This is a genomic window from Haloarcula sp. NS06, from assembly GCF_051122755.1.
In the GTDB taxonomy this organism is placed as follows: Archaea; Halobacteriota; Halobacteria; order Halobacteriales; family Haloarculaceae; genus Haloarcula.
This window is the reverse complement of sequence record NZ_CP184846.1, coordinates 173,185-185,787: the sequence shown is the minus strand read 5'-3', so window position 1 is coordinate 185,787 and position 12,603 is coordinate 173,185. Positions and strand designations below refer to the sequence as shown.

At 61.9% G+C, this 12,603-nt stretch carries 12 protein-coding genes and 2 pseudogenes; 6 read left to right on the top strand and 8 right to left on the bottom strand.

Annotated features, from left to right (window positions below; translation table 11 throughout):
• Positions 1–21 precede the first annotated feature (21 nt).
• From ACODNH_RS22565 to ACODNH_RS22535, 7 genes are all read right to left on the bottom strand, one after another.
• Positions 22–468 (bottom strand): hypothetical protein, encoded by a 447-nt coding sequence (locus ACODNH_RS22565; RefSeq protein WP_434531900.1) that lies wholly within the window; start codon positions 466–468, stop codon positions 22–24.
• The gene (locus ACODNH_RS22560; RefSeq protein ID WP_434531899.1) at positions 456–2,210 is read right to left on the bottom strand and encodes an Nramp family divalent metal transporter; all 1,755 of its coding nucleotides are present in this window, start codon (positions 2,208–2,210) and stop codon (positions 456–458) included. Before ACODNH_RS22560 ends, ACODNH_RS22565 begins: the two co-directional genes overlap by 13 nt.
• Before the next feature lie 8 nt (positions 2,211–2,218).
• Positions 2,219–2,791, bottom strand: coding sequence for an ArsR family transcriptional regulator (locus ACODNH_RS22555; protein ID WP_434531898.1), 573 nt, complete (start codon positions 2,789–2,791; stop codon positions 2,219–2,221).
• Between the two features lie 217 nt (positions 2,792–3,008).
• The gene (locus ACODNH_RS22550; protein ID WP_306710967.1) at positions 3,009–4,343 is read right to left on the bottom strand and encodes a metallophosphoesterase; all 1,335 of its coding nucleotides are present in this window, start codon (positions 4,341–4,343) and stop codon (positions 3,009–3,011) included.
• A 124-nt stretch (positions 4,344–4,467) separates the two neighbouring features.
• Positions 4,468–5,472 carry an alcohol dehydrogenase gene (locus ACODNH_RS22545; protein ID WP_306711231.1) on the bottom strand — a complete coding sequence of 335 codons (1,005 nt, stop codon included), beginning with the start codon at positions 5,470–5,472 and terminating at the stop codon, positions 4,468–4,470.
• A gap of 148 nt (positions 5,473–5,620) precedes the next feature.
• Entirely contained in the window at positions 5,621–6,445 is an 825-nt protein-coding gene (locus ACODNH_RS22540; RefSeq protein WP_434531897.1) for a M48 family metallopeptidase, read from the bottom strand.
• An 83-nt stretch (positions 6,446–6,528) separates the two neighbouring features.
• A complete protein-coding gene (locus tag ACODNH_RS22535) occupies positions 6,529–7,203 on the bottom strand; it encodes a class I SAM-dependent methyltransferase (protein ID WP_434531896.1) in 675 nt (224 codons plus the stop codon).
• Between the two features lie 99 nt (positions 7,204–7,302).
• Here ACODNH_RS22535 and ACODNH_RS22530 point away from each other — a divergent pair, with 99 nt between their 5' ends.
• The 6 genes and pseudogenes from ACODNH_RS22530 to ACODNH_RS22505 all read left to right on the top strand — a co-directional run bounded on the left by ACODNH_RS22530 (position 7,303) and on the right by ACODNH_RS22505 (position 12,160).
• Entirely contained in the window at positions 7,303–7,923 is a 621-nt protein-coding gene (locus ACODNH_RS22530; RefSeq protein ID WP_434531895.1) for a hypothetical protein, read from the top strand.
• A 156-nt stretch (positions 7,924–8,079) separates the two neighbouring features.
• The gene (locus ACODNH_RS22525) at positions 8,080–8,871 is read left to right on the top strand and encodes an aldo/keto reductase (RefSeq protein ID WP_306711233.1); all 792 of its coding nucleotides are present in this window, start codon (positions 8,080–8,082) and stop codon (positions 8,869–8,871) included.
• A 145-nt stretch (positions 8,872–9,016) separates the two neighbouring features.
• Positions 9,017–10,016, top strand: a pseudogene (locus ACODNH_RS22520) (DMT family transporter).
• Positions 10,017–10,075: 59 nt separating this feature from the next.
• Positions 10,076–10,821: pseudogene (locus tag ACODNH_RS22515) on the top strand (NAD(P)-binding oxidoreductase).
• Positions 10,822–10,870: 49 nt separating this feature from the next.
• Complete coding sequence (locus ACODNH_RS22510; RefSeq protein WP_306710979.1) at positions 10,871–11,794, top strand: LLM class oxidoreductase; 924 nt, start codon at positions 10,871–10,873, stop codon at positions 11,792–11,794.
• A 60-nt stretch (positions 11,795–11,854) separates the two neighbouring features.
• Positions 11,855–12,160: a hypothetical protein gene (locus tag ACODNH_RS22505; RefSeq protein ID WP_434531894.1), complete on the top strand. Its 306-nt coding sequence runs from the start codon at positions 11,855–11,857 to the stop codon at positions 12,158–12,160.
• 45 nt (positions 12,161–12,205) lie between these two features.
• Here the strand turns inward: ACODNH_RS22505 and ACODNH_RS22500 are convergent, their stop codons facing one another.
• Complete coding sequence (locus ACODNH_RS22500; protein ID WP_434531893.1) at positions 12,206–12,577, bottom strand: cupin domain-containing protein; 372 nt, start codon at positions 12,575–12,577, stop codon at positions 12,206–12,208.
• Between the last annotated feature and the right edge of the window lie 26 nt (positions 12,578–12,603).

Here is a 12,603-nt window from a genome sequence, read left to right as displayed (position 1 = left end):
TTGGCTCCGCAAGGTACGGCGTCAGATTCCGATCCCGTTTCGTTGCCTGACCGTGACATCGTGCCCGTCCACCGTTGACCGAAGCGCCTGTGTGAACGGTTCGGCGTCGAACTGACCGTGGACTCTGACCGTGGTCGCCGACCCTGTCCGGGGCTGGGTTGTGATTTTCGGCCGACCGACTCGACCACCCGTGTAGATATCGACGCTGTCGAGGGCGTCGTATGGCTGAGTCTCGACCGTTTCGGCGGTTTCGAGGGCCGCGGGGACGCCCTCCTCGACCAACTGTGATGCGAATGCAGCAGCCCGCTGGTCCGGTGACCCGAACAACAGGTCGACGGGTGTCAGATAGTCATATTCGACGAAGTAAGCCCGGTCCGTACAGAACAACACGTCGATAAGTCGGAGCGGGTACGAGCCCCGCATCGTGTAGTGCAAGTGGACGCGGAGTTCGTCGGTCACGAAAACCACCCTTTCGCAGTGGCTGCGTCAGTGACTGTTCCGTCCGCCGCGACTTTTGCACGCCCCACTCGGTACATCGTATACACCTGCACCAGCAGGTATATCACCCAGAGCACGTACCCGCCCGGTCCGCTCCCGAGTACGGCCGTCTGGACGGCAAACGCCTGCAGCCCCAGTCGTGTCGCCAGCCCAGTTCCAATCAGGAGGACGCTGAAATAGCCGAAAAACGCGGCGGCGACCCACATTGCGACGATCCGACCCCAGCCCGGCATTGTGTGCTCCGGGAGCCGGACTGTATTGACGAGTTGGACGATAACGATATACGGCCACATCAACAGACCGGACATCGACGCTCCGACGACGAGCAGCCCGAAGGGGTCGTCTATCGATATCGGAAGGATGAGAATGAGAATCCCCCAGCCACAGAAGACGGTCAGCAGTCCCCAGAACAACCGCGGCAGGCTCCAGCCCGCCTCCCGCCCGTACAGCTCGTAGATGATGTCGGAGCTGTTCCGGACGAACGACTCGATAATCGCGTATTCGGTCGTGAACAGGGCGAGAAACAGCGTGACGTAGATGACGCTCGTCGTGAACCCGCCGACCGACGGCGCAATCTCAATCAGCCACATATCGACCGCGTCGCTCGTCGCGCCCGGTGCCTGTGACACCGCGATGACGACCAGCATCGTCGTGACCAGCAGGAGGCCCAGTAGGAAGGTCAACAGGTGTTCGAGCTGTGTCACGCGCCACCAGCCGCGCCACCGTTTGAGGTTCTGCGTATCCGGAGTGAACGTGAACCCGTCCTCGTGGACTGTCTCAGGGTCGTCGCCGGCGAAGGGGTTCTTGATCCGGCCCTGATACCGGCCCATTCCGTAGCCCTTCTCCCGTATCCAGAGGCTCTGTGAGAGGTTGAGGTAGCCGCCAGCGCCGGCGTAGGCCAGCGCTCCAACCAGCACGGCGATAGTCCCGACCGGTGAGTAGTCGCCCACCTCAGTCAGACTCCCTGGGACGCTGACCAGCACGTCCACCGATCCGATGAGAACGAATAGCAGCAGTGTGAACGCAATAGACAGCGCTACCAGGATTAGCTGGAGGCTCTCGACGACGTTGTACATCAGCGGCGTCACCTGGTAGGTAACCCAGATGAACGCCATGAGCCCGATGCCAAACAGTCGCCAGCCAACGATGTTGACGCCGGCAAAGTCATAGGTGCCGAGGGAGAGGCCCTGAGCACCGATTTGCGCGGCGCTTGCGGCCCACCCCGGCCAGCCGAGACTGACAAACCCGCCTATGAGCATGGCTAGTGGGAGGACCGGGTGGACTCGCTCGAACGCTCGAAACACGCTCTCACCGGTCGCGAGTGTCCACCGCTGTATCTCCGTGTTGATGACGAAGTGGAGACAGACAGCCACGAGGAACAGCCAGTACAGTCCCCACCCGTAGCTGGCGACCAGATTCGGCCAGAACAGCGTCTCACCGCTGCCGAGCGACGCCCCAAGCATGATCGCGCTGGGACCGACGACGTGGCGGAGCTTCGGTACTTTCGGCAACGAGAGTTCTCTGAACCGCCCGCCGGTGCCCGTGTCCGGATGGTCGTCGCTCTCCGGTGCTACCTCGAGGTTGTCGTACGCGACCGGGGTGTACGACGAGATTGGATACCGTTGCTCTTTGCGAGAAGCGTACACCTCCGATGTCTCTGACTCCGTCTCTTCCGCTACGTCCGACTGTTCCGTCGGCTTTTCCTCTGACATCGGTTAACTCACCCACCGACGTAGTGCCAGACGTGTTCGTGGTCGGCAGCTAAATCAACCTGTGGGAGATCCTCCAGTGCAGGCCCGATGGCGTCCCACCACTCGTCAGCGGTCTTGTAGCCCGCTGGATGCTCCTGAAACACTTCGGTAATGAGTTCCCCGGCATCGGTGTCGGGGTTTTCGCGGAGATAGTCGTACGCAGCCCGCAGCGCTGCACGCCGGTCGTCGAGTACATCCCCTGTCCCTGGAAGGTCCGCGTCGGCGATACTGTGCTCGACTGGGGGCTCTCGTTCCTGTTGTGGTTCCGCGCCCGAGCCGACAAGCTGGGAGAACGGGATCCACCAGACCCGACTCCGTGCCCCGACCTTCCGCGTTTCCAGATCCCCTCGTTCCACGAGTACGTCGAGCTTGTTGTGTGCCGTCTTCCGGGAACTGCCGAGTGCGTCCATCACATCGGTTGCCGTCAACGGCTTCGCCTGGTCCGCCCGATCTTGAAACACCGAGAGCACTCGCTCCGGTGTGAACTCTGCCGTGGACGGTGGCGACCCGTCAGCCCGACCATCGTCCGCGGTATTGCTCATACGTAGCCATTACAGTCGTATGTAATAGACTTTTCTGCAGCGATCTCCGTTTCGGGAGCAAACGATCTCCATCCGTCTGACGCTCGATAGGTCCCAATCACGCACGAAGGCAGGTATTACGACTTTTCAGTCGACGTACCGACAATGGCTGGTTCAGATCTCCCTGCTCCGGTTCATCTCCGACAGCGGCCACGCTCCTGTCGGACCGGTCTACCCATTACTCGGCCGGCTCCGGCACAGGCTTCGACTGCTCAGTTTCCACGACTGCACGCTCCGGAAGTTCGGGGTTCGGTGTCCGACCGAGCGTCAGCAGGCGCTCGGTGAGTGTCAACTCCTCCGGGCTAGGGCTTGGTTTCTGGACTTCCTCGTAGTCGACGATTACCTGCCCCGCCTCGGCGGTGATGCGCACTGCACAGAGCTGGTAGGAGGGATAAAACACCGGGGGGAGCAGCCCGATGACACCATCCCGCCGGTGGAGCCGTTTGAGCCAGGTCCCGGTGTTAACGACCAGACCACCGTCGACTGACTGCACACTCGGTCGGTGTGTGTGACCGTAGCAGAAGACGACCACGTCGTCTTCCTGTTCGAATATTTTCTGCGCGGCTTCCGTGTACGTCGTCTGGGTATCGACCGTGAGGTCTGTCTCGAAGACGCCAAAGCGGTTGATTGTCTTCTTGATGTCCCGCCGCAGGAGATACAGTGGGATGCCCACGAGCAACAGGAGCCCGGCCAGCGACGCGTTCACTACGAGCAGCATCCAGATGGCGGTCCCGACGGTGCCGAACTGACCCAGAAACGATGTGGTCGTTTCCACCGGCGCGGACCAGACACCGAGAAGATTCAGCGCTGCCAGGATCGCCAAGATAGCGCTAATGTTGAACAGCAACAGGAACGGGACAAGTGCGTACCGCAACAGCGGGTTCATCTCCCGGTAGAAATACTTCGAGAGCATCCACACTGGGACCCGTTCCGTCGGCGTCACCGCCTGTACGTCCTTGAGCCAGTTGTACCGACCCCGGTCCGAGAGCTGGCCGGCCCGGCTCGTCACGAGCGTGTTGTAGTAATAACCGAGCGGCGTCACATTGGTATCGCCCCAGTCTTCGATACGGTTGTTCGGGTCCTGTTGATTGCCGTGTTCGAAGTGGATGGCCTGGTCCCCCACCGGACGGGTAATCGACTTCGACTGAACGAGCGTGACGTTGTACGCCGCGAACCGCTCCACGTACTCGTCGTAGGCTGCGAGGTCGTGGTCGTGATTGCCCGGTATCAGGGTAATCTGGATGTTTTCGCCGGTCTTTCGCAGCTGCTCGAACAGCGACGGATAGGTCTCCTCGAGGACGTCGAACTTCTCTAGTCCCGACATCCCGGTGAATTCCCACAGCCCGAACGCGTCGCCGTTAATGAGTAGCTCGACGTTCTCCTCAGTGGTCTCCAGCCGCGATAGAAAATCAAGCAGTTCATCGAGAAACTCCACCTCCTCTAGCTGTTCGTCGCCGCCGATATGGAGGTCGCTGATGACGTAATAGACGCGGTCGTCGGCGGTGCGGTCCATTGAATATGGGTTCTTGACCCACAGACAAAGGCGTTGCTCTCCGGAATATCACTGCGGGAGGGTGTAGTTTCAAGTGGGTGTGTCGTTGGAATACGCATTCTCGCCGGTAGCGCAACCTGCCCGATTACAGTTCCAGCACGGCCCGGAATCGCGCTTCGTTGTCGATCATCCGTCCATAAGCCTCGCTGACATCTTCAAGCGGGTAGGTCTCTATCTCAGGAGAGATGTCGCGGAGCGAACTGAACTCCAGCGTGTCCTGTGAGTCACGGGCGTGTCCGGAGGCCCAGCCCTCAACAGCGCCCCGGTTCTGGACGAGTTGCTGTGCGCTCACGCCCACCGGCTCACCGGGGACGCCCACAACCACGACAGAGCCGTCGACACCGATGCCGCTGACGATAGAACTGATGGCGTCACTTGACGGTGCCGTCGCCAGCACCACGTCGGCCCCACCGAGTTCCTGTAGTCGCTGACCAGCATCTGTCTCCGCCGCGTTGATGAAGTGGTCGGCTCCCAGGTCTTTCGCCAGCGATTCTTTCTCCGGCGTTCGGGAGATAGCGGCCGTCTCGAAGCCGGCCGCGTGTGCATACTGGATGCCGAGGTGACCGAGGCCGCCGACGCCCTGTACGGCGACGAGGTCTCCGACGCTCGCATCGCTGTTCCGGAGAGCATTGAACGTCGTCACGCCCGCACAAAGCAGCGGCGCCGCGGCCGCCGCATCGAGTGACTCCGGAATCTTCGCGAGCGCCTCCGACGGTGCGGTCATGTACTCGGCGTACCCGCCGTCGTAGCTCAGTCCGGTAATTTCGCCGTTCTCACACTGGAGGAAGTTCCCCTGTCGACACTGGTCACACGTCGAACAGTGGCCGCCGTGCCAGCCGACGCCGACTCTGTCGCCCACGTCCCAGGCGTCAACAGCGTCGCCAACGGCGTCCACGTGGCCTGCCACCTCGTGACCGGGAACCCGTGGATAGGAGACAACCGGGTTGGTCCCCTCTTTTGCGTACACGTCGCTGTGACAGATGCCACAGGCGTCGACCGAAACCCGCACCTCGCCGGGGTCCGGCTCGGGCACGTCTCGTTCGACGACCTCGAAGTCAGCCCCTGGCTCGGGCACGACCGCCGCTTGCATTGTGTCAGACATAGCGTTACTTTCGGCTCGACGCTGATAAGCGGCCAGTTAGCAGACATCTGTACGCTGCCGTTCGCTCCCACAATCCGACCGGCAGAACACCGACACGTTGCGGGGGATTCGGAAGAGATGCTGGAATTCTCGGCGCTCAGGATCGGAGCCGCTGAATGCGTTTCTCCGTCGGCGGGTGGGTCGAAAACAGCTTCTCGAATAGCCCCCTGTCGGCGTTGAAGATACAGAGGGCGTTCATACTGTCCTCGACTTTCGATTCGCGTCCTTCAGCACCGCGAGATATTTTTTCGAGCGCACGGGCCAGCGGCTCGCCGGTGCCGATAGCGCGGCGAGCGTCCGCGTCGGCGACGTACTCACGATACCGCGAGATCGCCAATACGAACACCATGACCAGTGCGTTCGCGAGCGAGGACGCGACCATCGCCATGAGCCACGAGCCGATGTTCCGTTCGCCGCCGAACAGCACCGCGAAGTAGGCAACGTAGCCGACGAGCATCCCGATGGACTGCCCGACGACCATCGTGATGACGTCCCGGTTCTTGATGTGGGCCAGTTCGTGCGCGATAACACCCTCCAGTTCGTCATCATCCAGGAGCTGCATCAGCTCGCTCGACACGACGACGACTCCTGCACCCTTCCGTCCGACCGCAAAGGCGTTGGGCACGCCCATGTCCATCACCATCAGCCGCGGCTCCTCGATATTCATATCTCTGCAGAGTCGCCGGACCATCTGGTGGACGTAGCCGAACCGCTGGTCGTCCGGCATCTCCTCCGCGCCACGGAGCGCCAGCCATTTCCCGAGTTTGTACTGGATCGCCGGTACCACGAGTATTCCGACGAGGAGTACCGGAACGAGCGGCAGGCCAAACAGCACTGACAGCGCCGTTCCGGCAAAAACGTAGAACGCGAAGAGAATCGCACCGACGACGAGCATCCGCACCTGTAATCCGAAGTCTGTCATACAGGGTCAACTCCGTCCCGCCGTATAAACCGTCTGGCCGACGATGCCACTCGTGTCACTGGATTTCGTGCCGGATACGATGCTTACGGTTTGCAGAGCGCGTAACTCCGCCGCCCATGGGTCTCGAGCGTGAGGTACGCCAGCCGCCAGTCGGTCTCCGAACAGAACTGGTGGACGGCGGGGATGACGCCGTTCACAATTTTGTAGTCGTCGCCCGTGATGTAGCCGTCATCTGCGACTGCCCGCTGGCTCTCTCTGAGTTCGGCCAGCGTGGCCTCGTACTCGTGAGAACTGTTGATATACACCCAGTCGAGCGAGCCACTGTCGGTCTCACGGAGTACGGTAATCGGCTCAGCGTCCCACAGACGGACAGTGTCTCCTTGCCCGCTGAAGCGTCGCTTGACAGCCTCTCGGTCTTCGTCGCTTTCCCACCGGTCGACCAGAGAGAGCGTTTCCGGCCGCGTGATCCTGTTGATTGACTCGGCGAACGACCCGTCTCCAGTGCCGAACTCGGCAACAGTCCCGCTGGTCGGCAGGTGTTCAAGCAGATCTGTCCGATGGGGAAGGACTTGCACGTGTTCAAGTGCTGCCGCCGGGAGCGACTCTGGCACAACTTCCTTCCGATCCAGAATGGTCGCCGCTGCCGCTCCCTCGGACGTGTCGGGTGGGAACGCGGTCTGATAGAGTCCGGCAATTAGCGGGTACAGTCGGTCCGGACAGGACTCGGTGATGACACGTTTCACCCGCAATAGTGACATTTCAATATCACGATACCGCAACGGAGAGTAAAAGCATGCCGACTCCTCGCTTGCTGGAGAGCCGAAAACCTATGCCCCTGGGTCCGAAACGGCATTGGCATGTCTCTATCCCGTTTTGTCGGGCGGTTCCGGCCTTACTCTGTCCCGATCTGTCTGTTTACTGCGGTAGTCGCTGCCGTGCTGGTTGTGCCAGCGCTGGTTCTCGGGGGCCCGACCGGACGCACATATGCCCTGACCGTGGCGGTTCTCATCGTCGCAATCTCGTCAGTCCTTCCGTACGCCGCTGCTGTCGGTGTTCTAACGGTTCCGTTCCTCTACACTGGAGTCGGGAGCTATGCTTCCCCGTCGGTCCTGCCAGCCGATGGGGAGCAGCTCGCGCTAGCTGCAGCACTCCGGCATGTCATTGCTGGTATCTTGTATGTCGTCGCGGCCACCGCCGTCGGCGCTGTCGGCATCGGTCTCGATTTCGCGGCGTCGAGCGGTTCGGAGCCGTTTCCGGCGGTCGGTTTTCGGCAGTTTCCGTCATTGGGATTTCCGCCGTTTATGCTGCTCGGTGGCGTGGTCATCGCCGGTGTCTACGTCATCACTCAACTGTGGCGGTATGAGAAACCGGTTCGTGACTTGGGTTGGGAGACGGTTTTCGGGACGGTCGCTCTCGGATCGTTCCTCGCTGTGTCGCCTTTGGTTGCGCTCTGGATTTTCGGGTCATACGGCTTCTGACTGCCTCTGTCCTACCTGCGATAGCTGGCTTCTCTGCAGACTATCCAATAGTCGGCGCTACCCGCCGGCTTCCAAACGGCTTAAAGTCACAAGCTCCGGTATCCGATAATGACTCAGAAACAGTCCTCGACAGATGGTGGTCCACGAACGAGCGGTATGCCGATGCTCGGTCTCGGTACCTGGCAGAATGAAGACGCAGAACAGTGCGCCGAGAGCGTTCGGACGGCGCTGGAAGCCGGCTACCGACATATTGACACCGCGCAGGCCTACGACAACGAAAGCGCAGTCGGCGACGGTATCGCCGCGGCTGACGTGGATCGTGACGATATTTTCCTAGCGACGAAGGTCTGGATTTCGAATCTCTCACACGACGACGTGATCGAAACGACCGAAGAGAGTCTCGACAAACTCGGCGTGGATTCGGTGGACCTGCTGTACGTCCACTGGGCGGCGGGCGAGTACGAGCCCGAGGAGACGCTTCCTGCGTTCGACGAACTCGTTGACCGCGGCCTGATCGACAACATCGGCGTCTCGAACTTTGAACCGCATCACGTCGAAACGGCGATGGACGTGCTCGATGCACCGGTGTTCGCAAATCAGGTCGAAACGCACCCGTTCCTCCAGCAGGCAGAACTGCGCGAGCACGCGGCCGAACAGGACTACGAACTGGTCGCGTACTCCCCGCTGGCACGCGGTGAGGTGTTCGGTCACGACGTCATCGAAGCCATCGCCGACGACCACGACGCCAGCGAAGCGCAGGTCAGCCTCGCGTGGCTCCGTGAGAAGGGTGTGACAGCGATTCCGAAGGCCACGAGTGAAGCCCACATTACGGACAATCTGGCGAGCCTTGACCTGTCGCTGACGGACGCCGAAATCGACAGTATCGACAATATCGATACTGTTGACCGACGTGTTGACCCGGACTTCGGGCCGGCCGCGTGGGACTGAGTCGACGCCGGAGTTTCTCGGTTGGATTTGCCAATCGGCTGCCGGTCCGTGACACCACGTCTCCCACAGCCCTCTTCACATTTCGACCCGTTGATCAGGTAATGAGATATTTTCGCTCTGACGGGTGGTCCAACTGACTTGGCCTATGCTGCGGTCCGCGGTCACTGAGCGGCCCTCAATCCCGGCTCGCTACCGCGACAGCGCGCTGTTTGTCCTGCTCGCCGTATTGTTTGGGGGCTCGTTTGTCGCAATCAAAACCGGGCTTCGTGAGCTGCCACCAGTGCTGTTTGCCGGCCTCCGGTTCGACTTGGCGGCGGTAACGCTGCTTGGCTACATCGTCTTTACCCGGCCCCGGTCAACGTGGCTACCGCGGACTCGTGGTGACTTCGTGGGCATTGGGATGGCGGCGCTGTTCCTGATCGCGCTCAACAACGGCCTGTTGTTCCTTGGTCAGGGTGCGACGACGCCCGCAGCGGCGTCCGTGATGTACGGTCTGAACCCGATTCTCGCCCCCGTGTTTGCTTGGTGGCTGCTGGGTGACCGGCTCTCGTGGCTCGGCGCGCTCGGGATCGGTGTCGCGCTGAGCGGCGTTATCCTCATCGTCCAGCCGTCGCCGTCGACGTTCACCGACGCGAGCGCTATCGGGCAACTGCTGGTCCTCGGCGCGGCCGCGGCCGTTGCACTCGGTAGTGTCCTCCTCCAGCGTGTCGGCCCGCAGATGGACAGTACCCCGCTGACTGCGTGGGCGATGGCCGCCGGCGCGGTGCTCCTCCACGTCGCAAGCCTACTGGTCGGGGAGCCGCCCACGGCCGTCATCGGCATCGGCCCGGAGACGATTGTGAGCATCGTGGCTGTGGGCATTCCCTCGACGGCGGTCGCCTACGCCATCTACTTCGGCCTCATCAGTCGTATCGGCCCGGTTCGTGCGAACTTGGTCGCCTATGTTGTGCCGATATTCGCCGCACTCATGGGCTGGGTCCTGCTCGGCTCGTCGGTATCACTGTGGACGCTTGTTGGTTTCCTCGTCGTCGTTGCAGGCTTCGCCCTCATCGAGCGTGTGACCATCCGCATGGAACTGCGCCGGCTCTGATCGACGGTTCAACCAGCCATCGTCGTCCCAGCAGACGCCCCCGTGTGACGACTGAGCAAGCCGGCAGGTGGCACAGGCCCGGCCAATCATGTATCGGCAGTCCCTAGCTACAGCATGGACCCTTCTGACGTGGAGACTGTGTTTGTCGCCGGAGCCAGCGGCGGGACCGGGCGAGCGATGCTCCGACTACTCAGTTCGCGCGTGCCGACGGTCCGGGCACTGACCAGCACACCGGCAAAAACAGACGACCTGCAGGCGGCCGGCGCTGACGAGGTTGTCGTCGACGACTTGCTGAATCCGACTGCGCTGACCGATGCGTTGTCGGATGTCGATGTCGTCCTGAGCGCCGTCGGCTCGAACATCACGGACGTCTGGTCTCGGGACGAGTACGTCGACGGCAAGGGAACGACCAATCTACTCAATGCGGCTGTCGACGCCGGCGTCAAGGCATTCGTCATGGAATCCGCTATCGGGGTCGGCGACGAGCCGGCTAGTCCGCTCGCGGCGGCCTTCGATGTTGCCATCCAGCCGATACAGCGTGCCAAAGCAGCGGCCGAGGCCGCGATCCGTGAGGCGCCGGTTCGACACACGATTCTCCGTCCAGGCGTCCTCACGAACGGGCCACGAACTGACACCGTCTCCGTCGCCGAACCCGGAGCAAAGCTCTGGGGAGTGTTTCGCGGGCCGACGTGGCCCGACTGATGATCGCCGCGCCTGTCACACCGGCGGCGGAAGACCGGACGCTCGAAGTCGTTGCGAAGCCGTCGTTCCCGGACCGCGCGCTACATATCGATTGGCAGCTTCCCCGAAGCGAGCAGGCGGGAACCGTGACGGTCGATACCCCAGACGGCGGCCCGTAGCGGGCAAGCCACCCGTGTGCAAATACGGCTCCAGCGTGAAAGGACCCTGATGACTGCTGTGGACCACGCGAACGCCGGCTATCGGCGATTGTACGAGCAGGACGGGCTCTCGTTCGGGCTCGGATTTCCGCTCACAGGCGAAACGGAGTCGACGCCGGATATCGACGCGGAACTCCGGCTCGCAAGCCACGCCGAAGCAGTCGGCTTCGACGCGCTCTGGGCGCGAGACGTGCCGACGTACTGGCCGCGGTTCGGGGACGCCGGCGGGGCCTTCGACCCGTGGTCGCTGTTGTCCCACGTCGCTGCTCACACCGAGTCGGTCACACTCGGCACATCAAGCATTGTCCTCCCGTTGCGCCACCCGCTCCATGTGGCGAAATCGGCCGCATCTGTCGACCGGCTCTCCGACGGGCGTCTCGTGCTTGGTGTTGCCTCGGGCGACCGTGACCCGGAGTATCCGGCGTTCAATGTCGACCCCGAGAACCGGGGCCAACTGGTGCGTGAAAGCGTCGACGCACTCCGTGCGCTCTGGCGAGAGGAGTACCCGACGCTCGATGGTTCCTGGGGCCACCTCGACGGCGAACTGGATATCCTCCCGAAGCCGACGACGGACACGCTCCCGCTGTTTCCGACGGGGAACGCCAGACAGTCGACGGAGTGGATCGCAGAGAACGGCGACGGTTGGATATTCTATCACCTCCCCGAATCGACGCTGGAGTCGTACCTCGACACGTGGCGGAGTCACGCTCCCGAGAAACCGTTCACGATTGCCCTTCAAGTCGAGTTCGCTGCTGATCCCACAGCCGAACCCGAACCGCTCCATCAGGGGTTTCGGGCCGGCGTCGAGTGGTTCCGAGAATACTTCCAACGGCTCGAAGACTACGGCCTTGACCACGTTATCGTCGGGATTCGAGCAGCAGAGCCACAGGCGGCGATGACGACATTCGCCAGCGAAATCATCGAGGAACTGTGATGGTCAGCAGGAAGATGTTCGTACGCACGGCTTTCGGTGAAGCCGACCTACCAGATATCAATGACCGACCGGCAGGCAGACCTTCGCACTCTGGCTGGGGAGCTTACCGATTACGAGCCGATCACCGACGCGTTTCTCGCCAAGAGCTTCACGGACCAGTTACTCATCGTCGATGTCCGGGACGGCGCATCCCTCCCCGCTGCCGTCATCGACAAGCTAGCTGACCACGACCTGCTCCCAGCAGAGAGCGTGTACAGTGCAGACGAGACACCCCAGTCCGCCGTCGGCGACGTGGGCGATGCGACCCGCCACCATTTCATCGACGTACGAACCCGTGGCTCACACCACTCGTACGTTGTGGAGTGAGTTCGGTCCCTGTGTCCTCAACGGTGGGACGAATCCGGCTGGGCGTTAGGGGTCGAACTCGCCCTTTTTGACCCCCCTCCGAACCGGGTCGTGTTCAGCATCGGTCGGCGGCGGTGCAGTTACCAGTAATGCCTCCAGCCGACCATCCTCGTCCGCTTTGACGCCGCGGTCGGTATCGGCCTCGACGACCACCACATCGCCCGGTTCGACCGCGCGCTTCGTGTCCCCGTCACGGACGACACCGGTCCCAGACTGGACGTGTACCGCTACGTCGCTTGCAGGTGCATGTACCGGAATGAACTGCCCGGGTTCGAAGTAGCCACAGACGACTTTCATTCGCTCGCTGCGGAACACTTCGACGGCCGAGAACCGGTCATCATCGTATTCTCGGACGGCGCCGAAATCAGTCGCCGTCATCGTACGCCCTCCCCATCACTGCAGTC